Annotated in this window: 15 protein-coding genes; 2 read left to right on the top strand and 13 right to left on the bottom strand. The window is 64.5% G+C overall.

What is annotated here, in order from left to right; all coding sequences use genetic code 11:
• Positions 1-36 precede the first annotated feature (36 nt).
• Positions 37-3180, top strand: coding sequence for a PAS domain S-box protein (locus AV929_RS15140; protein WP_064288632.1), 3144 nt, complete (start codon positions 37-39; stop codon positions 3178-3180).
• Between the two features lie 54 nt (positions 3181-3234).
• Here AV929_RS15140 and AV929_RS15135 read toward each other — a convergent pair whose 3' ends face one another.
• The 6 genes from AV929_RS15135 to AV929_RS15110 all read right to left on the bottom strand — a co-directional run bounded on the left by AV929_RS15135 (position 3235) and on the right by AV929_RS15110 (position 7766).
• Positions 3235-3945, bottom strand: a complete 711-nt coding sequence (locus tag AV929_RS15135) for an energy-coupling factor transporter transmembrane protein EcfT (RefSeq protein WP_050037157.1) — start codon at positions 3943-3945, stop codon at positions 3235-3237.
• A complete protein-coding gene (locus tag AV929_RS15130) occupies positions 3939-4643 on the bottom strand; it encodes an energy-coupling factor ABC transporter ATP-binding protein (protein ID WP_050037158.1) in 705 nt (234 codons plus the stop codon). Before AV929_RS15130 ends, AV929_RS15135 begins: the two co-directional genes overlap by 7 nt.
• Entirely contained in the window at positions 4640-5218 is a 579-nt protein-coding gene (locus AV929_RS15125) for a biotin transporter BioY (RefSeq protein ID WP_050037159.1), read from the bottom strand. The genes AV929_RS15130 and AV929_RS15125 overlap by 4 nt, the downstream gene beginning before the upstream one ends.
• A 67-nt stretch (positions 5219-5285) precedes the next feature.
• Positions 5286-6665 carry a PQQ-dependent sugar dehydrogenase gene (locus AV929_RS15120; RefSeq protein ID WP_064288631.1) on the bottom strand — a complete coding sequence of 460 codons (1380 nt, stop codon included), beginning with the start codon at positions 6663-6665 and terminating at the stop codon, positions 5286-5288.
• 49 nt (positions 6666-6714) lie between these two features.
• Positions 6715-7335: a 30S ribosomal protein S7 gene (locus tag AV929_RS15115; RefSeq protein ID WP_008307521.1), complete on the bottom strand. Its 621-nt coding sequence runs from the start codon at positions 7333-7335 to the stop codon at positions 6715-6717.
• 2 nt (positions 7336-7337) lie between these two features.
• Positions 7338-7766: a 30S ribosomal protein S12 gene (locus AV929_RS15110; protein WP_004515440.1), complete on the bottom strand. Its 429-nt coding sequence runs from the start codon at positions 7764-7766 to the stop codon at positions 7338-7340.
• 458 nt (positions 7767-8224) lie between these two features.
• On the opposite strand from AV929_RS15110, the gene AV929_RS15105 reads away from it, so the two are divergent.
• Entirely contained in the window at positions 8225-10612 is a 2388-nt protein-coding gene (locus AV929_RS15105) for a methyl-accepting chemotaxis protein (RefSeq protein ID WP_064288630.1), read from the top strand.
• Between the two features lie 26 nt (positions 10613-10638).
• On the opposite strand, the gene AV929_RS15100 is transcribed toward AV929_RS15105, so the two are convergent.
• The 7 genes from AV929_RS15100 to AV929_RS15070 all read right to left on the bottom strand — a co-directional run bounded on the left by AV929_RS15100 (position 10639) and on the right by AV929_RS15070 (position 19223).
• The gene (locus AV929_RS15100) at positions 10639-10983 is read right to left on the bottom strand and encodes a hypothetical protein (protein WP_008307511.1); all 345 of its coding nucleotides are present in this window, start codon (positions 10981-10983) and stop codon (positions 10639-10641) included.
• A 98-nt stretch (positions 10984-11081) separates the two neighbouring features.
• Positions 11082-11507: a NusA-like transcription termination signal-binding factor gene (locus AV929_RS15095; protein WP_004515442.1), complete on the bottom strand. Its 426-nt coding sequence runs from the start codon at positions 11505-11507 to the stop codon at positions 11082-11084.
• Positions 11507-12694, bottom strand: a complete 1188-nt coding sequence (gene rpoA2, locus AV929_RS15090) for a DNA-directed RNA polymerase subunit A'' (RefSeq protein ID WP_014041492.1) — start codon at positions 12692-12694, stop codon at positions 11507-11509. Before rpoA2 ends, AV929_RS15095 begins: the two co-directional genes overlap by 1 nt.
• A gap of 2 nt (positions 12695-12696) precedes the next feature.
• Positions 12697-15606 (bottom strand): DNA-directed RNA polymerase subunit A', encoded by a 2910-nt coding sequence (locus AV929_RS15085; protein WP_014041493.1) that lies wholly within the window; start codon positions 15604-15606, stop codon positions 12697-12699.
• Positions 15603-17429: a DNA-directed RNA polymerase subunit B gene (gene rpoB / locus AV929_RS15080; protein ID WP_008307505.1), complete on the bottom strand. Its 1827-nt coding sequence runs from the start codon at positions 17427-17429 to the stop codon at positions 15603-15605. Before rpoB ends, AV929_RS15085 begins: the two co-directional genes overlap by 4 nt.
• Position 17430: 1 nt before the next feature.
• Positions 17431-18996, bottom strand: coding sequence for a DNA-directed RNA polymerase subunit B'' (locus tag AV929_RS15075; RefSeq protein WP_004959113.1), 1566 nt, complete (start codon positions 18994-18996; stop codon positions 17431-17433).
• Positions 18996-19223, bottom strand: coding sequence for a DNA-directed RNA polymerase subunit H (locus AV929_RS15070; protein WP_004959115.1), 228 nt, complete (start codon positions 19221-19223; stop codon positions 18996-18998). The genes AV929_RS15075 and AV929_RS15070 overlap by 1 nt, the downstream gene beginning before the upstream one ends.
• Positions 19224-19401: the final 178 nt, after the last annotated feature.

Here is a 19401-nt window from a genome sequence, read left to right as displayed (position 1 = left end):
GAACTGTTTTTGCGTGGACTTGTGAACTAGTTGACTATGACCGAGGCGCTTCGCGGCCGGCATCTCGACGGGGAAACCGATGTCGTCGGCGAACGGATTCAGGTGTTACACATCGACGACGACCCTGATTTCGTGGCTGTCGCAGCGGATTCCCTGGAGGCTGCGGACGACCGGATCTCCGTCGAAACCGCGACCAGCGCACGAGACGGGCTCGACCAGCTCGCCGAAAACGGATTCGACGCCGTCGTCTCCGACTACGATATGCCGAAGATGAACGGCATCGATCTGCTCGATGCGATTCGGGAGACGAACCCGGACCTACCGTTCATTCTGTTCACCGGCAAGGGCAGCGAAGAGGTGGCCAGCGAAGCTATCTCGATGGGCGTCACCGACTATCTACAGAAGTCGTTCGGAGTCGAGGTGTACGAGCTACTGGCCAACCGCATCGAAAACGCGGTCTCCGAGTACCGCGCGAAGCGACAGGCCGCCGAGTCAGAGCGCCGTGTCCGGGAGCTCACTGAGGCAACCAACGATATCCTCTGGGAGTTCACAGCCGACCTGAGCGAAGTCCTCGTGATCAACTCCGCCTACGAGGATATCTGGGGGCGGTCAGTGGCCAAGCTCCGTGACAACCCCTACGATTTCCTGGACGGTATCCATCCCGAGGACCGCGAGCTGATGAAAGACGCGATGCGGCGTCTCATGCACGGCGAGTCGGCCGACGTCGAATGCCGTGTCAACGCAACGGAGGAGTATCAGCGCTGGGTCTGGATACAGGGCGAGCCAATCACGAACGACGACGGCGAGGTCGTTCGCGTGGCCGGGTTCGCCCGTGACATCACCGAGCGGCGGAACCGCGAGCGCGAACTCGAAGCCACCAAGAACCAGCTCACAGAGCACAACCAGACGCTCCGGAAGCTCTACGAGATCAGCGCCGACCCCGACGCCTCGTTTGAAGAGAAGATACAGGCGGTTTTGGACCTTGGTCGGGAGCGCCTTGGGACCGCTGGCGCGTTCCTGTCCGCGAACGATACTGACCGCGACGAGTTCACCGTCCGCTATGCGAGCGGGAGCGACGAACGGCTCAAGCCAGGAACCGTCACACCGCTGTCGGAGGCGTACTGCCGGAAGATGATCGACACAGGGAGCGTCATGGCAATCGCCGAAGCGTCCGATGAGGGGTGGGCCTCGGACCCGGCATACGACCGCTGGGAATACGAGACGTACATCAGCGCCGAGGTCCGTGTCCGTGACGCACATTCAGGGAGCCTCTGTTTCGTCGACCGGGAGGCCCGCAAGACCCCCTTCACCGAGGACGAGAAGACGTTCGTCCATCTCGCGACGCAGTGGGTGAGCTACGAACTCGAACGCCAGCAGCGCGAACAACGCCTCGAACGGTACAAGGAGTACACCGACGACATGCTGGACGCCATCGACGACGTGTTCTACGTCCTCGACAGCGACGGCCGCTTCCGGCGCTGGAACGAGAGTCTGCTGAACGTAACCGGCTACTCGGCCGCCGAAGTCGCCGGGACCTACGGAGCCGAGTTCTTCCCGGCGGAGTATCGGGACCTCGTTGGGGCCGCTATCGAATCAGTGTTCGAGGGCGACACGACCCGGGTGGAAGTGCCGTTTATTACGAAATCGGGGGATCAGATCCCCCACGAGTTCACGGCGACCCGCGTCGAAGACCCCGACGGGAACCCGATGCTGGCCGGCATCGGCCGGGACATCACCGAACGGAAGGCACGCGAGCAGGAGCTTACGCGAACGAAGGAACTCCTCGACCAGGCCCAGCGGATCGCGAGCGTCGGTGGCTGGGAGATAGACGTGACGAGCGAGCCGCCGGAGATGACGGTGACAAGCGAGTTCTACCGGATACACGGGCTGACTCCGGACGACGAACTGACCGTCGAGTCTATCGTCGACCTGTACCACCCCGACGACAGGGAGACCGTCATGACCGAGTTCGAGCGGGCGATAGAAACAGCAGAGGGATACGACATGGAGGTGCGTATCGGCGACGACGACCACGACCGATGGGTCCGCGCACTGTGTGAACCAGTCACCGAGAACGGCGATGTTGTCAAACTCCGGGGCTCTGTCCAGGATATCACGGACCGAAAGCTCCGGGAGCGCGAACTGGAAGGGACTCGCGAGCGGATGGAAATCGCGCTAGAGACCACTAATACGGTCGTCTGGGACCGCGAGTTCGAGTCCGGCGGCCTGTCGTACTACCCCGGGTCCGAGACGCTGTACGGCACCGACATCGAGTCGCTGGACGAGTTTTTACCGCTGGTCCATCCCGAGGACCAGTCGGAAGTCGCGGCCCGAATCGAATCAGCGACCGAGACCGGCACGTACGAAGCCGAGTTCCGAATCGTCCGTGACGGCGAGGTCCGCTGGATGGAGGCAAAGGGCCGCGTCGAATCCGACAGCGACGGGACGCCAGTCCGGGCAATCGGTATCGACCGTGACATCACCGAGCGCAAGCGCCGCGAGCAGGAACTGGAGGACACGAACGAACGTCTCGAAGAGTTCACGAGCATCGTCAGCCACGACCTCAGGAACCCACTATCCGTCGCCGAGGGACGCATCGAACTGGCCCAACAGGAGTACGACAGCGAACACCTCGACAGCGCCAGCGACGCGCTCGCGCGGATGCGGACGCTCATCGACGACCTGCTCGCGGCCGCTCGCGACGAGCAGTCAGCGGTTGACGCCGGCGTAGTGGCGCTCACGGACACGGCCGAACAGTGCTGGCACAACGTCGAAACCAACGACGCCGAACTCACTGTCGAGACAGACGCCGTCGTTCGTGCTGACAGGAGCCGATTGGAACAACTGCTCGAGAACCTGTTCAGTAACAGTGTGGAGCATGGCTCCACAAGCAGTCGGCCGGGGGCCGGCGACAGCGTGGAACACGGCAGCGACGACGTGACGGTTACCGTTGGAGAACTTGACGACGGCTTCTACGTCGAAGACGACGGCGATGGCATCGACGAATCGGAGCGGTCACGCGTGTTCGAGACCGGCTACTCGACGTCAGACGCCGGAACGGGGTTCGGGCTCTGGATCGTCGCGGAGATCGCCGACGCCCACGGCTGGACGGTAACTATCGACGAGGGGAACGAGGGCGGCGCACGGTTCGAGATTACCGGTGTCGATATCGTGGAGTGACAGAATAGCGAAACCACCATCCACCGTTGCACTCGGGCGCACACAGGCGACCGGCTAAACCGGAACGAGCGGCGACACCGACAGCGCGATGCCGACGGCGAGCACCGGGTAGTCACGACGCTCGAAGGCAAGCGGCGGCAGCGTCGGGTTCCACGCGAAACAGCGGGCCCGCAGGGCGACGGAGAGCCGGTCCGAGCGGTCGAGGGTCCGTTCCAGCGACCGAACGGCGAGCAGCCGAACGCGGTCCCGTAGCGGGCGGGCCTCACCGCCGCGAGCGTGGATCGCATCGCGCACCTCCCGAACGTCCGCGAGTACCAGCGGGAACAGTCGGACGACGAGCGCCATCCCGATACCGAGAATCTGGCCGGGCTTGCCGGGGATCAGGCGCTGGACCGCCGCCCGGGTATCCCGGACTGGCGTCGAGGTGAGGTAGGCGGCGCTGACGAGCAACACCGGGAGGATGCGCCCGACGTGCAGGGCCGAACGGAGCGCCGGGTCGACCCGAAACCACGGCGGGCCGAGCGCCACACCGGCGACGACCGGTGCCAGCGCCAGCACGGCGAGGACGACCCGGTAGGAGCGCAGGACGGCCAGCGGCGAGAGCCGTGCCGCCGCGAGCGTCCCCAGTGCGAACGCGGTCGTCCCGACGAGCCACGGGAGCGTGGGGTGTGCGACCGCGGCGATGGCGAGCCCGAACTGGACCAGGAGCTTCGACCGCGGGTCCAGCCGATGCGCGAACGTCGAGCCGGGCCGGTAGCTCAACATCGTGGGTCGCGGATACCGAGGTCCGTGAGGGTATCGAGCGCTTCGGATGGCGACGCATCGAGCACGACCTGCCCATCCTGCAGCGCGACGAGGCGGTCGGCCCGCTCGTGGAGGTCCCGGAGGTCGTGCGTGACGACGATGATGCCCGTTCCATCGGCGGCCAGCGCGTCGAGGTGGTCGAGCACCGACTCCCTGGCCGGCCAGTCGAGGCCGACGAGCGGTTCGTCGAGCACGAGGTAGTCCGGTTCCATGGCGAGCGCCCCGGCGATGGCGACGCGGGCCTGCTCGCCGCCCGAGAGAGCGTCGATGCGGCTATCCGCTGCATCGCCGAGGTCGACGGCGTCAAGCGCCGTTTCGACCCGGCGGTCGATCTCGTCCCTGTCGAGGCCGAGGTTCTCCGGGCCGAAGGCCACGTCAGCCGCCACGGTCGCGGCGACGAACTGGTCGCGGGGGTGCTGGAACACCATCCCGATGCGTGTCCGGGCGACGACCGGGTCGTCCGTCACGTCGGTCCCGTCGACGGTGATCGTTCCGGCGTCGGGCGTCAGCAGGGCGTTGAAATGCCGGACGAGCGTCGTCTTGCCGCTCCCGTTCGGTCCGACGAGCAGGCAGTACTGACCGTCGGGTATCGACAGCGTGAGCCCGTCGAGGACGTCGACGTCGCCGTACCGATAGCGCAGGTCGCTGACCGCTATCATCGACCGTCGAGATATCCGCCCTGCACAACGGCGACTGCGATACCGAGCTTCAGGAGGTCAAGTGGTATGTACGGAGCCATCAGAGCGGTGGCACGAGTGAGCGGAAGGCCGGCAACGAACGACATCCACGGGATGCCGATAGCGTACACGACGGCGATCGCCGCGGTGAGCGCGACGACCTGCACCGGGACAGAGAGATCAGCGACCGGTTTGGGCGCTATGCTTCGGTGTGCGATAGCGCCGGCGACGACCGCGCCGACGAGGAACCCGACGAGGAAACCGCCGGACTGGCCGGCGATGACATACCCGATACCCGCGTTCGCGTTCGAGAACACCGGCGCACCGGCGATACCGACCAGCAGGTACAACAGGAGCGCGACGCCGCCCCACAGCGGTCCCAGTAGCAGTCCGGCGAAGAACATCCCGAACGGCTGCAATGAGAATACCACCGGCAGTCCCGGAAGCGGGATAGATATCTGTGCGAGCGCCGCGGTCAGCGCCGCGAGCAGCACCGCCTTCGTGAACAAGCCCACAGTCTCGTCGTCGACGAGGTCGACGGATTGCTCTGTTGCCATGGGTCTCCCTCTCTCGTCAACCGAAATATAGCCAGTGGTTCACAGAACGGGTGCCCGCCCGCGCTGGTCACTCGGCCGGCGTGATGCGGGCGAGCACGTCGTCGCGCTCCCGCGGGAAGCCGTCGCCGGCCCGTCCGTCGCGGTTCGACGTAACGAGGTAGAGGCCGCCGTCCGGCCCCTGCTCGACGTGTCGAATCCGGCCGACTTCGTCGGCCAGCAGGGAGTGGGTCGTCGCGGTGTAGGCGTCGTCGGTCCAGTCAGCGTCGTACACCTCGGCGTCGTCACCCGGTGGCAGGTCCCCACCGGCCGGCGTCAGCGTCGTTGTGAGGAGTTTCTGGCCCTTCAGGCCGCCAGTGAGCAGTCTGTTCCGCAGCGACGGCACGGCGTCGCCGGTGTAGAACAGCGACCCGGAGGGAGCCCAGCCGCCGGCGTTGCCCGTGTTTACGAGCGGGCGGCGGACCTCGGGGCCGGCGTCGGCGTACTCCTCGTGCTTGCGGGTGTCTGGCCAGCCGTAGTACCCACCAGCCACGAGGCGGTTGAGTTCGTCCCGCCCGGTCGGGCCGTGTTCGGAAGCAACGACAGTGCCGTCCGGAAGCCACGCGATCCCCTGTGGATTCCGGTGGCCGTAGGTGAACACCCGCGGGTCACCACCGAGGTCCGGGTTCCCCGGAGCGGGGTCGCCCGCGGGCGTCACGCGAAGGACCTTCCCGCCGAGCGAGTCGGTGTCGGCGGCCAGTTCGCCGGACCCGGCGTCCCCGGTCGTAATCCAGAGGTAGTCCTCGGGGCCGAACGTGAGCCGACCGCCGTTGTGTATCTTGCTTCCGGGAATGGCGTCGACGAGGACGGACTCCGTGGCGGCCGGGTCCTCGGCCGAGACATCCATGGCGACGACCCGGTTGACCCGCTCGTCGTCGGTTGTCGTCGTGTAGTAGACGTACACTACCGGCGGCTCGGGGTAAGTCGGGTGCGCGGCGACGCCGAGCGTGCCGCCCTCACCGCCCGTTACCCACCAGCCATCGTCGCTCGATTCCGCGTCGATGACTGCCGCCGGTTCGGTGACTGTTCGGACGCTGCCGTCCACAAACGAGAGGACGCGGCCGACCCGCTCGGTGAGAAACAGCGTTCCGTCCGCGGCAAACGAGAGGTCCCACGGGATCTCCAGATCCTCGATGAGTGGTTCGGTGGCGAGCGGTGTGTCTGTTGGCGACGCGGTCGGAGCCGCCCAGTCGGTGTCGGGTGACTGGCTGCGCTCGTGGCTGAGGGATACGTCGTAGCGGTCCAGCGCCCGAGCCGGGTCTGCCGTCGTTGTGGTTGTCGGTGCCGGGCCTGAGGACTCGGCCTGTGTTCCGGGCTCACCGCGACAGCCGGCCAGCGCGGTCGCTCCGGCGGCGGCGAGTGCGGCGAGATACTGGCGGCGAGACCCGCCGTCCCGGCACGGTTTTCGCATAGATTTCACTGCAGAACAAAGAAGAATAAAGATGTCGGAGACAGCCGTGTTAGCGAGCGGCGGCCGCGACGCGTTCTTTCTCTTCTTTCTGGTTGACCGCGTAGGCCTGGACGTCGTCGTTAGCAGCGCCGATGAGCTGCTGTGCGAGCGCCTCGGCGGCGCTGGTGGTGGTCTTGAACGAGCCACCGTACACGCCCTCTGCGATGAACTTCAGGGCCTGGTCGACGCGGCGCTGTGGCGCGACGTCGACGGCCTTCGGGACCGAGATACCACCGTATTTCAGGCGGACGGTCTCCTCTCGCGGGGCGCTGTTCTCGACAGCACTGACGAGCACCTGAATCGGGTTCTCGTCGGTGCGCTCGTGAACGATTTCGAACGCCTCAGTGACGATGGAGGTCGCGAGCTGCTTCTTGCCCGTGTTCTCGTCGGTCTGCATCAGGCGGTTGATGAGCCGCTCGACGATGCTGATCTCGCTTTTCTTGAACTGCTTGTCCGCGTGTCGCCCCATCGTGTGGGCGATCGGCGTGACAGTGATGTAGCGCTCGGTCGAGGGGTCGGAGTACTCGATGTCCGTGATCTCCCACTCGCCGAACAGCTTCGCACGGGCCGTCTCCGGCTCGCTTTCCGCAGCCTCGTCAGCGTCAGCCTCGGGTGTGTCTTCGGCACTCATGGTTATCGGACCGGTTTCTCCGCGTTCCCGCGAACAAGTTCGATGAGAGAGACGCCGTTGACCTTCTCGACCTTGTAGTTGACACCGGAGAGGTCGCCCATCGCGCGGCCCTTCGCCCCGCCGATACCCGCAATCGTGACCTCGTCGTGCTCGTCGATGAAAGAGATAGCGCCGTCACCGGGACAGAACGCGGTGACCTGCTTACCGTTCTTGATGAGCTGGACGCGGACACACTTCCGGATAGCGGAGTTGGGCTGCTTGGCCTCGATGCCGACTTTCTCCAGTACGATACCTCGTCCCTGGGGCGCACCCTCGAGCGGGTCGGACTTCTTGCCCAGGCCGCGTTCGCGACGCGCGTAGTCAGTGTCGGACCACCGGTGTTTCTGGCGGTCCTTCTTGAGCTTGCGCGCGGCGTACTTGCCGTTCGCCATAGTAGGCACTGGTACCTTTCGGAGGTACTTAAGACTCCTCTTTCGGACTCAGCCGGTAGCGCTTCCGTGTGTGGCGTTCTGTGCCATAGACGGGGAAATCAGGTGCAGAACTGGGTTAGATAACGCGAAGAGAGGCCACGACAGCGGGAAAGAAACGGGTAACAAGGTGTTTCGGTCGGCGTATGACGCGCAAAACAGTTCCCGGCGGTCCTTCGGGAACCCATATTCGATGATTTCAGCTTTCACAGAGTTTTCTGACACTATTTCGGGAGACCCCACTAGCATCGGTCTGCGGAATTCGTCACAGCCGACAGTGTACGTATCAGGAGTCACAGACACCGGTCCCAGTCCGCCAGGCCGGGAGATAGCCCGGCCACATGGAATCAGGTGTGATAACTGGGCAGATGGTTTCTAGTACCGGCGCTTGAGTTATTCAGACAGACCTGCGGGTAGTATCTATGAAACTCGAACAACGTCTCCCAGACATCGTCCGGCGAACGTACATCCGGAAGTTGACGCTCATCATTCTCTGTATTGCCCTGCTCGTTGCGGGTGTCAGCGTCACTGCGGAGCGGACGGTCGCAAACGAACTGACTGAACAGCGCGAGAACGAACTGCAGACGGGCACCATCCAGACGGCCACGACAACAGCGGACTGGGTCCGTAGCCAGCGAAACGCCGCACGAACTCTCTCAACGCTGTCCGACGTTCAGGAGGGGAGTCCAACGATGATCCGTGGTGCGTTACAGCGGCAAGCGTTCTACCAGCCGGAGTCCGTGTATGCCATCCACTACGTCAACGAGGAGACCCTGGAAATCGAGGAGTCGTCGCTGAGCGACCGACGCGACACGTCGCTCCGGACTGACGACTTCGAGTGGGAAGGTGGGGGCCTCTCGGTCACCGGGTCGAACTCGGTCGATATGTCGACAGTGTACACTTATAACGGGGGCAAGTACATCGCCTTCGCGAGCCCGGTCGCCCGGAGCGACAAGCTGGTCGTCGTGGTCCACAACGTGACCGCGCGGACGGCCCAGTTCCGCAACTCCATCGACGGCGGTGAAACGCGGATTATCCGACAGGACGGCACGGTCCAGTTCGCCGAGGACGCCTCGACTATCGGGACACAGTACAACGTCTCCGCCAACCTGACCGCACTCACAGCGGGAGAGAGCGACGTGGCCCGGAGCGGGCCGTACCTGCTCGCCGCGGAGTCCGTCGATGACACGCCGTGGATCGTCGTCAAGCAGGCCCCGAAATCGACCGCCTTCGCGTTACGTGACAGTATTCAGGGGAGCTTCGTCGCCATCATCGGCGTTTCACTGGCCGGGTTCGCCCTCATCGGCGTCCTCGTCGGTCGCGGCATCATGCAGTCGCTCAGACGGCTCTCGACACAGGCGGAAGCCCTTGCGGTGGGGAACTTCGACACCGACATCGAACAGTCTGACCGCCTCGACGAGATCGGCGACGTCCAGAACGCCTTCTACGAGATGAAGACCTATCTCGACACCGTCGCCGCACAGGCCGACGCACTCTCCAGACAGGCGTTCGACGACCCGGTGCTCGACGAGGACATCCCCGGCCAGCTCGGAGCGTCGCTATCGAGCATGCACGGCAACCTCGAATCGTTCATCAGCGATCTCGAACAGGCCCAGCAAGAGGCCGAAGAGTCCAAAGAGGAGGCTGAGGAGTTGGCCGGAACGCTCGAACGGCAGGCCGAGGAGTTCTCGGCCGTGATGCGGAAAGCGGCCGACGGCGACCTCACCCAGCGACTCGACACCGACACGGACAACGACGCGATGGCCGACATCGCCGCCGCGTTCAACGATATGCTCGCCCAACTCGGCCAGACGGTCATGCGTATCCGGGAGTTTGCCGACGACGTTGACGGCTCCGCCGACCAGATCACCGCGAGCGCCACGGAGGTCCGTGACGCCAGCGAGGAGGTCAGCGAATCCGTACAGGAGATCGCCGACGGCGCGGAGACGCAGTACGAGAACATCGAGGAGACGGTCGACGAGATGTCCGGCCTCTCCGCGACGGTCGAAGAGGTCGCGGCACAGGCCGACGAAGTCGCGACCACGTCGAACGAGGCCGCAGAGATCGGTGAAACCGGCAGCGAGCGCGCATCGGAGGCTATCGAGGTCATGAACGACATCGAGACGCGAGCCGACGAGACTATCGACCGCGTCGAGTCACTCGACGAGGAGATGGAACAGATCGGCGACATCGTCGACCTCATCGACGACATCGCCGAGCAGACCAACATGCTCGCCCTGAACGCCTCCATCGAGGCCGCACGAGCCGGCGAAGCTGGCGAAGGGTTCGCCGTCGTCGCCGACGAGATCAAAGGCCTCGCACAGGAAACGACCGAAGCCACCGAGGAGGTCTCGACGGTTATCGAGGAAGTGCAGGACACCACCGGTGACGCCGTGACCGACATCAGGCAGATGGGCGACTCTGTCACGGACGGTATCGATACCGTCGACGACGCGATCAAGTCCCTCGAACAGATCGTCGACCGCGTCGAAGAGGTCAACGACGGTATCCAGTCCATCAGCGACGCCACCGACGAGCAGGCCGCGACGACGGAGGAAGCAGTGGCGATGACCGACGAGGTCGGGACAATCAGCGAGGAAACCGCTTCCCGCGCCGAGAACGTCGCCGCCGCCGCGGAGGAACAGACCGCGACGATCAACGAAGTCACCGGCGGCATCGAGTCCCTCTCGGATCAGGCCGGCGACCTCAGCGAACTCCTGCAGACGTTCGATGTCGACAGCGGCACCACGCACAGCGATACCGACGTGTACGAACACGGCGCGGACGACCCGGCCACTGGCGACGACTGAGCGTCGCCTCCTGTTTCATCTGCCACTTACAGTTTCGGTTCGGCGCTCGACGTGACCAATTGGTAGAGGCCATAGCTACCGAAAAGAACCCCGGCACAAACGCCGAGCGCGGAGCCGATATCCTGTCGCTGGCTGAACCGGACGAGATAAAAGACCGCGGTTAGTCCGCCACCGACGAGCGGGTACGCCGGTGACGCGAGCAGTCCCTCGACGAGACTCGTGGCACCCACCAACACGAACAGCGCGAGCATAAACGCGCCTTCGAGTCCGGACGGGGGGTTCCCCAGAACGTGTGCGTGATACAGGTAAATGCCGACGATAGTCAGCGGAGCCAGCAGGTCGCCGCCGTCTGGACGCCGGAGTGCAGGCATAGCAGTCGGTTCACGACCAATCAAAAAAGCGGTTTCTGTCAGTCTCCACATCGACTGCCCGAGCAGGCGGGTCCGTGGACCCGCTCGAATCGCCTCGCTCAGGTCAGTTCGATGCCGTCGATTTCGAAGTGTCGCTTCGCCAGTTGCCGGGCGGCGTCGATGTTTCGGCCTTCGCGGCCGATAGCAGCCCCGCGGTCTTCCTGTGCCACTTCGACGTACGCGACGGTGTCGTCGTTCTCCGAGACGGTGACGTTGTACACCGCGGCCGGCGCGAGCGCGTTGGCCACGAAGTCCTCGGCCGTCTCGGCGGCTTCGACGAGTTTGACCTCGCGGCCGAGGCGCTCCTCGACGCGCTCGACCGTCTGACCGCCCGGGCCGATAGCGTCGGCCATCTCCCCGCGCTTGACCAGATACACCACCTGGTCGTGGTCCTCGTCGACGACGCAATCCCGGACGGTGACGGCTGCCTCGTCCTCGAAGAGGGCGACCAGTCGACGCGCTTCGTCCGAGAGTTCGACCCGCATCAGTCCTGGGTCGTGCCCATCCGGAGGTTGACGTCGCCGGTGCCGAGCTTGATCGGCTTCCCGACGATGACGTTCTCCGTGACGCCGTCGAGTTCGTCGACCTCGCCGTGGATGGCGGCGTCGAGCAAGTGATTGACCGTCACCTCGAACGCTGCACGGGCAAGCACAGAGTCTTTCGACCCCGAGATGCCGTGGCGGCCGATGGACTCGATGGTCCCCTCGTTGGTCATGATGTCGGCCACGAGCATCAGGTGCCGGACGTTCACGTCGTCGAGCCCCTGCTCTTCGAGCGTGTTCATCGTCTCGTTGATGAGCGTCTCGCGGGCCGCTTCGACGCCGAGTTCCCGGTAGATCTCGTGGATGTTGTTACACGTCGTCCGGGAGGCGTCGACGCCCTCGATGTCGAGCACTTCGCCGAAGTCCGACCCCTCGGTGTAGAGGACGAACTCCTCGCCGTTGTCAGTCTCCTCCTTGCGGATGACGACGCGGGTGATCTCCTCGATCCCCTTGAAGACGATCTCCCGCAACTCCTCGACCAGTTGTAGGAGGTCGCGGTAGCTGGGTTCCTCCGGGCCGAACTCGATGACCGTGCCGGCCTGCCGGGTCGAGACGCCGAGATTCGATTCGATGGTCTCGGCGATCTCCTCGGCGATGGCGTCCGTGTCGTTGACCGTCGGCCACCGCTCCAGCAGCGTGTCCTCGTTGAGGTCGATCTCAACGAGCATGTCCGCGACGTTCGTCGAGATGTCACCCAGCGCGAGGATGCGCGTCGCCTCGATCTTCCAGACGACCTCGTGTGCGCGTTCGCGGTCATCCGCGTACTCCTCGTCGAGGTGAACCGTCATCATCGGCGTGTCCGGCGTCTTCCGGGCGTCCACCAGCTCGATGAGCCGTGGCAGGCCCTGGGTCACGTCGATCTCGGCGACCCCCGCGTAGTGGAACGTGTTCATCGTCATCTGCGTTCCCGGTTCGCCGATGGACTGGGCCGAGACGGTCCCGACCGGGTCCAGCGGGTCGACACGCGTGTCGAGGTAGCGGGACTCGACGGCCTTGGCGATGCGGTCGGCGTCGTCGACGCCGACGCCCCGTTCATCGATGGTGCTGTACACTTCGTCTTTCAGCCGTCGCGGCAGCTCAGTGTCCTCGACGACGGCTTCGATGTCTGCTGATACGTCGTGTGCTGTCATTGTTAGTCGTCACCCTCGGCCATCCACCAGTCGTCCGCATGCTCCGAGAGGTTGGTCCGCTCGGTCCGCGTGCCGAGGAAGCTCTCTTTCTGTTTCTCGCTCTCGAACTCCTCGTCGAGGACGCTGTCGGCGATCTGCTCGACGTCGACGATGTCGCCCTCCTGGTTCGAGGACACGTCGACCGGCGACGTGCCGTCCTCGCCGAACTCGAACTGGACGATGGTGTCCGAGGTGTCCCGGACGGTCCCGTCGTACTGCGTTTCGAGTTCTGACAGGGCGTTGATGAGCCGGCGCTGCAGGTACCCGGACTTCGATGTCCGGACAGCCGTATCGACCAGTCCCTCGCGGCCACCCATCGCGTGGAAGAAGAACTCCTTCGGGCCGAGCCCGGAGCGGTAGGACGCCTCCACGAAACCGTGGGCGTCCGCCGAGAGGTCGTTCTCCTCAAAGTGGCTAAGCGTGCGGTTCTCGTAGCCGCGGTTGATCCGCTCGCCACGGACTGCCTGCTGGCCGACACAGCCGGCCATCTGGGTCAGGTTCAGCATCGACCCACGCGCGCCGGACTCGGCCATGATGACGGCCGGGTTGTCCTCGCCGAAGTGGTCCTCGGCGATGTCACCGGCGGAGTCACGCGCCTTGCCCAGCGTCTGCATGATCTTCATCTCCAGCGTCTCGTCGACGGTCCGACCGGGCAGCGATTCGAGTTCGCCGCGGTCGTAGGTCTCGATGAGTTCCTCGACGCGGTCGTAGGCGCTGTCGATGGCGTCGTTGATCTGCTCTTCCGCTTCTCGTGGGATAGACTCGTCGTCGATGCTGATGGAGAACCCGAAGTGCATGATCGACCGCATCGCCAGCGCCGAGACCTCGTTGACGAGAATCCGGGCGCGGGTCCGCGAGTAGTCCTTGGCGATGGTGTCGACGATTTCGCCCCCGAAGGCCCCGACGGCGTCCTCGTCGATGGTGCCGCCAGTCATCTGGCCGTCCTCGACGACGACAGTGTCGCCAGCAGAGGACGTGAACTCCAGGTTCAGGTCGTCCGGCAGCAGTTCGGAGAACAGGGAGCGGCCGGTCCAGTACTCCTCGCCGTCCTCGTCGACGCCGTCCGCTTCAGGCAGTTCGTCGATACGCGTCGCCCGGAGCAGGTCAAGCGCCTGCGTCTCGTTGAACTTCGGATTGGTGTGGGTCAGCAGGTAGGTCCCGCTGATGTGGTCCTGAATCGCGCCGATGATGTTCTCGCCGAAGCGCGGGGAGAGCATCTGTTCCTGCACGCGCATGAGGACGCGGGCTTCGGCCCGGGCCTCCTCGTTTTGCAGGGCGTGCATGTTCATCTCGTCCCCGTCGAAGTCAGCGTTGTACGGCGGACAGACCGTCGTGTTCAGCCGGAACGTCTTGTACGGCATCACGACGACCTCGTGGGCCATGATAGACATCCGGTGCAGCGACGGCTGGCGGTTGAAGATGATGATGTCGCCGTCGACCAGGTGGCGGGACACTTCCCACTCCGCTTCGACCTTCTCCGCGAGTTCCTCGCAGTTTTTCTCGGTCACCTTCAGCCGGCGGCCGTCCGGCCGCTTGACGTAGTTCGCGCCGGGGTGGGCTTCAGGCCCGTTGGAGACGTAGCGCCGCGCTTTCTCCAGGTTTCGCTCGGTGACGTTCATCGTCTGGGTCATCTCCTTGGCGACCCGGTCCGGCACGCCGACCTCGTTCAGCGAGAGCGTCGGGTCCGGCGAGATGACGGTCCGGGCGGAGAAGTTCACGCGCTTCCCGGACAGCGAGCCGCGGAAGCGACCCTCCTTGCCTTTCAGGCGCTGGGAGAGGGTCTTCAGCGGCCGGCCGGAGCGGTGTCGCGCCGGCGGCGTGCCCGAAATCTCGTTGTCCATGAAGGTGGTGACGTGGTACTGCAGCAGTTCCCAGAGGTCCTCGATAATCAGCTGTGGCGCACCCGCCTCGCGGTTCTCCATGAACCGCTGGTTGATGCGGATGATGTCCACAAGCTTGTGGGTGAGGTCGTCCTCGGAGCGCTGGCCGTTGTCCAGCGTAATCGAGGGCCGCGCCGTCACCGGCGGCACCGGCAGCACCGTCAGAATCATCCACTCCGGTCGGGAGCGGGCCGGTTTCATCCCCAGCACTTCGATGTCCTCGTCCGGGATGTCCTCGAACCAGTCCCGGATGTCGCTGGGCATCAGCTTGTTCATGTCCTCCTCGGTCAGGTCAACCGACAACGCCTTTTCGAGGGCGCGGCGGTCCTCCTGGCGCGGTCGGAACTCGCCGCTGAGAATCTCCTGCACACGGCTGCTGTCGATTCCGGTTTCTTCGGAGAGGTCGATCGGCGAGATCGGGTCCTCGGACTCCTCCATCGCGGCGGCGATCCGCTCGGGGTAGTCCGAGGCCAGCACGTCCTGCACCTCGTAGTACGTGGTCGGCTTCTCGTGTTTGATGTCGTACTGCTTCTCGCCACAGAACGGACAACGGTCCTTCTTGCGGGCCTGCCGGATGGCGGCCTTGGTCACGTCGTTGAGGTCGCGACCGAGGTCCTGGGTCCGTGTCAGTCGGTCAGCGAACTCGTCGCGCTCGTGCTCGTCGAGACAGAGCCGGGAGCACTCCCGGCAGGTCCCGCGCAGGAGTCGGCGGATGAGCTTCGCGAACCCGACGTGGATGACGGGCGCAGCGAGTTCGATGTGGCCGAAGTGGCCGTTACAGGAGCCGCTGTGTTTCCCGCAGGTCTTGCACTCCAGTCCGGGGTCGATGACCCCGAGCCGCGGGTCCATCAGCCCCATGTCGATGGGGAAGCCGTCGTCGTCGTACGTGTCGGCCGTAATCACTTTCGTGGCCGACATCTCGCGGTACTCCTCTGGGTCCATCAGCCCGAAGCTGAGCTGCCCGATTTCCTGGGGTGTCTGTTGTGAGCTCATACTGCGTCCTCCAGTTCGATCCGCGGGGCGATTCCGAGCGCCTTCATCTCGTCGAGCAGGAGCTTGAACGCGTAGGACATCTCGACCTCGTGGATGTCCGTCTCCTCCTCGCAGTTCGGACAGTAGATGCGCCGTTGCTCGACGTTCTCGACGGCGGTCATCCCGCACTGCCCGCAGACGTTGATCCACTCGCGGTCGGACTCGTCGAGCAGGCGCTCCTTGAGCGCCATTGCCGCGCCGTGCCCGATGAGCACGTCCCGCTCCATCTCACCCACGCGCAGGCCACCTTCGCGGGCGCGTCCCTCAGTGGGCTGGCGGGTGAGCACCTGCACCGGCCCGCGTGAGCGGGCGTGCAGCTTGTTCGAGACCATGTGGTACAGCTTCTGGTAGAAAATGTCGCCAACGAAGATCTCGGCGTCGATCTTCTCGCCGGTGACGCCGGAGTACATCGTCTCCTTGCCGCTGGAGTCGAAGCCGTGCTCTTCGAGCGAGCCGCGGAGTTCCTCCTCATCCTCGCCGGTGAAGGCGGTGCCGTCGACGCGCCGACCTTCGAGTGCGCCGACCTTCCCGCCGATCATCTCCAGAATGTGGCCGACGGTCATCCGCGACGGCAGTGCGTGCGGATTGATGATGAGGTCCGGGACAACGCCCTCCTCGGTGAAGGGCATGTCCTCCTGCGGGGCGATGTGGCCGACGACACCCTTCTGGCCGTGCCGTGACGCGAACTTGTCCCCGAGTTCAGGGATGCGCTCGTCACGCACCGAGACCTTCGAGAGCTTCGAGCCGTCCTCGCCTTCCATCAGCGTGACCGTATCCACGACGCCGGATTCGCCCGAGCGCATCGTCACGCTCGTCTCCCGGCGCTTCTGGGGCGAGAGGCCGCCCATGTCGTCCGGCTCTTCGAGGAACCGGGGCGGGCTCGTCTTGCCGAGCAGGACGGCGTTCTCGCCGACCTTCGTCTCGGGGTTGACGAGGCCATCGTCGTCGAGGTGCGTGTACGCTTCCTCGCCGCGTGCGCCACGAACCTCGTCGTCAGGAATCTCGAAGCGGTCCTCCTGACCACCGGGGTAGCGCCGTTCCTCACCCTCGTACGTGCGGAAGAAGTGCGAGCGGGCGAGCGCGCGGTCGACCGACCCCTGGTTCATCACGAGTGCGTCCTCGATGTTGAAGCCTTCATAACTCATGACGGCGACGACGAAGTTCTGCGCCGCGGGGCGGTCGTCGTAGCCAATCTGCTCGGTGGTCTGGGTCTTGACCATCGAGAGCTGCGGGTAGTGCAGCAAGTGCTGGCGCGTGTCCGGGCGAATGCGGTAGTTCGCCGACGGCAGGCCGAGCGACTGCTTGATCATCCCCGACCCCATCGTAATCCGGGGCGAGGCGTTGTGTTCGGGGTACGGAATCATCCCGGCACCGATACCGAACATCAGCTGCGGGTCGACTTCCAGGTGCGTGTGCTTCTCCGTGAGTTCGTCCTCGTCGACGCCGACGAGGATGTCCTCCTCTTCCTCGGCGTCGATGAACTCGACGAGGCCACGCTCGACGAGTTCCTCGAATTCGAGCTCGCCCTCTTTGACCTGCTCGACCTCCTCGTCGGTCATCAGCGGTTCGCCGTCCTCGACGACCAGCAGCGGGCGTCGGGCACGGCCAGCGTCGGCGTTGATGATGACTTCCCCGGTCCGGTTCTTGACCGAGACGTTGACCATCTGGGAGACGTCCCCCCGTCGTCGCGCCTGTCGTACCTGTTCTGCGAGCTGTTCCGGGTCGGGATGTGTCCCGACCAGACTACCGTTTACGTATACCTTGGCTTCGCGTCCCTGACTCATATTAATCGTCCGCGGGCTGCTGTTCGATCGACTCGATACCGGGGATGCCCTGGACCCCCATCTCTGCGAGTTCCTGTTTGAGACCCTGTGGGTCCGATACGTCCTGTGACAGCTCCATCGCCTGGGCGAAGTTCTTCACCAGCCCACAGTTGGGGCCTTCAGGCGTCTCCGAGGGACAGATACGACCCCACTGGGTCGCGTGCAGGTCCCGTGCCTCGAAGTGGGGCTGGGAGCGACTGAGCGGCGAGCGCAGTCGCCGGAGGTGTGACAGCACCCCCATGAAGTCGGTCCGGTCGACCAGCTGGCTCACGCCGGAGCGGCCGCCGACCCAGTTCCCCGTCGCGATCGGGTGCTCCAGCCGCTCGGTCAGCACGTCCGAGCGAACGACTGTCGAAACGGAGAGCTGGCGGTTCCGCATGTTGGCCCGTTCGAGCTGGTACTTCACGTCCCGGGCGAGCTTGTTCAGCGCCGTCCGGAACAGGTCGGTCATCAGGTCGCCGCTGACCTTCAGCCGCTTGTTGGCGTAGTGGTCCTTGTCGTCGGATTCGCGACGGCCCAGTGCCAGTTCGAAACACGCCTCGGCCATCCGGCAGAGGTAGAAGGCCTTGTTGATACGGACTTCCTCTTCCTCGACGCCTTCCTCGTGCAGGTGCGGGAGGAGATAGCGGTCGATGACGTAGTTGGCCCGCTTGAGCTGGTAGTTCTTGCCCTGCCCGGAGGCGACACGCTTGCCCAGCGTCTCGATGGCTTCCTCGGTCGTCTGGACCTCGGCCTCCTCCAAGTTCTCCAGCATGAACTTCACGATTTCCGGGTCCTCGCTGACGCGGTGGACAATCTCCTCGTCCGACTCCAGCCCCAGCGCGCGGACCAGCGTGACGAAGTCGATACTGCCCGAAACGGACGGGAACGAGACTTCCAGCAGCCCGTCCCGGGTCCGTTCACACAGCACCAGCGCGCGGTAGCCACGGCGCTGGGAGAACGTCTTGGCGACCTGCACCTCGTCGCCGTACTTGGTGTCGTACTCGGCCAGAATCTTGTTCGGGGCGAGGTCCTCACTGGTCATCAGCACCCGCTCGGAGCCGTTGACACAGAAGTAGCCACCGGGGTCTGCAGGGTCCTCGCCGATGTCGATGAGTTCCTCGTCGGTGAAGCCCGCGATGTTACACTTGTTCGACCCGACCATGATGGGCATTCGCCCGATCTTGGTCTCCGTCCGGTCGACGACTTCCTCCGGCTCCTCCTCACCGCCGCGGACGATGGCCATCTCCATGAACACCGGCGCGGAGTAGGTGATGTTGCGGAGGCGGGCTTCCTGCGGGTACAGCAGTTCCTCGCTACCGTCGGCCTCGCGGACCCGCGGGGTGACGACGCGAACGTCGCCCAGTTCGACCCACACCGGTTCCTGCCCTTCCTTGTCACCGATATCGGTCTCGATGGTCTCTTTCTCGTCGACGACCTGCTGCATCCCCCGGTCGAGGAAGGCGTTGAACGAGCGGAAGTGGTGTTCGGCGAGCCGTTCCTTGGCGAAATATTCACGCGATATAGCGCGGCGGTCTTGTGTGTCCATTATTCTACCACCAGTCGGTACACGACGGCTTCGTCCGTCGTTCGAGAGTCGCGGACGATCCGAACCACGTCACCGACTTCGGCGTCATCGGGCAGCGCCTTGTCGGTGCGCTTGATCTTCGGAAGGTCCGTCTTCTTGATTTCATACTCCGTGAGTACTGCTTCGAGGTCGTCCTCGTCGACGACACTGTGGTCTGGGACGAGGTCGTGTTGACTTACATCTACCATGTGTGTGCGTGTGCGTTTGGCCTGCTGCTGGAGAAGGTGGCTGTCACGAGATACTACAGGGCCGTACTGTCGGGGTGCATATAACACTTACCAAGTCGCTCTGCCGTGGCTATCGGACCCGCCCACCCTCGCGGACTGCGGGCGTGGTTGCTCCTACCAATCACATGAAGCAGACCGG

Source organism: Haloarcula sp. K1, from assembly GCF_001647155.1.
GTDB classification, from domain to species: Archaea; Halobacteriota; Halobacteria; order Halobacteriales; family Haloarculaceae; genus Haloarcula; species Haloarcula hispanica.
Note: the sequence above shows the minus strand (reverse complement) of the source record. Positions and strands in the feature narration are given on the sequence as shown.

What these genes read in the sequence shown, in the direction of transcription:
- AV929_RS15140 (WP_064288632.1), top strand. Translation starts at nt 37, where the DNA reads ATGACCGAGGCGCTTCGCGGCCGGCATCTCGACGGGGAAACCGATGTC.
- AV929_RS15135 (WP_050037157.1), bottom strand. Translation starts at nt 3,945, where the DNA reads ATGTTGAGCTACCGGCCCGGCTCGACGTTCGCGCATCGGCTGGACCCG.
- AV929_RS15130 (WP_050037158.1), bottom strand. Translation starts at nt 4,643, where the DNA reads ATGATAGCGGTCAGCGACCTGCGCTATCGGTACGGCGACGTCGACGTC.
- AV929_RS15125 (WP_050037159.1), bottom strand. Translation starts at nt 5,218, where the DNA reads ATGGCAACAGAGCAATCCGTCGACCTCGTCGACGACGAGACTGTGGGC.
- AV929_RS15120 (WP_064288631.1), bottom strand. Translation starts at nt 6,665, where the DNA reads ATGCGAAAACCGTGCCGGGACGGCGGGTCTCGCCGCCAGTATCTCGCC.
- AV929_RS15115 (WP_008307521.1), bottom strand. Translation starts at nt 7,335, where the DNA reads ATGAGTGCCGAAGACACACCCGAGGCTGACGCTGACGAGGCTGCGGAA.
- AV929_RS15110 (WP_004515440.1), bottom strand. Translation starts at nt 7,766, where the DNA reads ATGGCGAACGGCAAGTACGCCGCGCGCAAGCTCAAGAAGGACCGCCAG.
- AV929_RS15105 (WP_064288630.1), top strand. Translation starts at nt 8,225, where the DNA reads ATGAAACTCGAACAACGTCTCCCAGACATCGTCCGGCGAACGTACATC.
- AV929_RS15100 (WP_008307511.1), bottom strand. Translation starts at nt 10,983, where the DNA reads ATGCCTGCACTCCGGCGTCCAGACGGCGGCGACCTGCTGGCTCCGCTG.
- AV929_RS15095 (WP_004515442.1), bottom strand. Translation starts at nt 11,507, where the DNA reads ATGCGGGTCGAACTCTCGGACGAAGCGCGTCGACTGGTCGCCCTCTTC.
- rpoA2 (WP_014041492.1), bottom strand. Translation starts at nt 12,694, where the DNA reads ATGACAGCACACGACGTATCAGCAGACATCGAAGCCGTCGTCGAGGAC.
- AV929_RS15085 (WP_014041493.1), bottom strand. Translation starts at nt 15,606, where the DNA reads ATGAGCTCACAACAGACACCCCAGGAAATCGGGCAGCTCAGCTTCGGG.
- rpoB (WP_008307505.1), bottom strand. Translation starts at nt 17,429, where the DNA reads ATGAGTCAGGGACGCGAAGCCAAGGTATACGTAAACGGTAGTCTGGTC.
- AV929_RS15075 (WP_004959113.1), bottom strand. Translation starts at nt 18,996, where the DNA reads ATGGACACACAAGACCGCCGCGCTATATCGCGTGAATATTTCGCCAAG.
- AV929_RS15070 (WP_004959115.1), bottom strand. Translation starts at nt 19,223, where the DNA reads ATGGTAGATGTAAGTCAACACGACCTCGTCCCAGACCACAGTGTCGTC.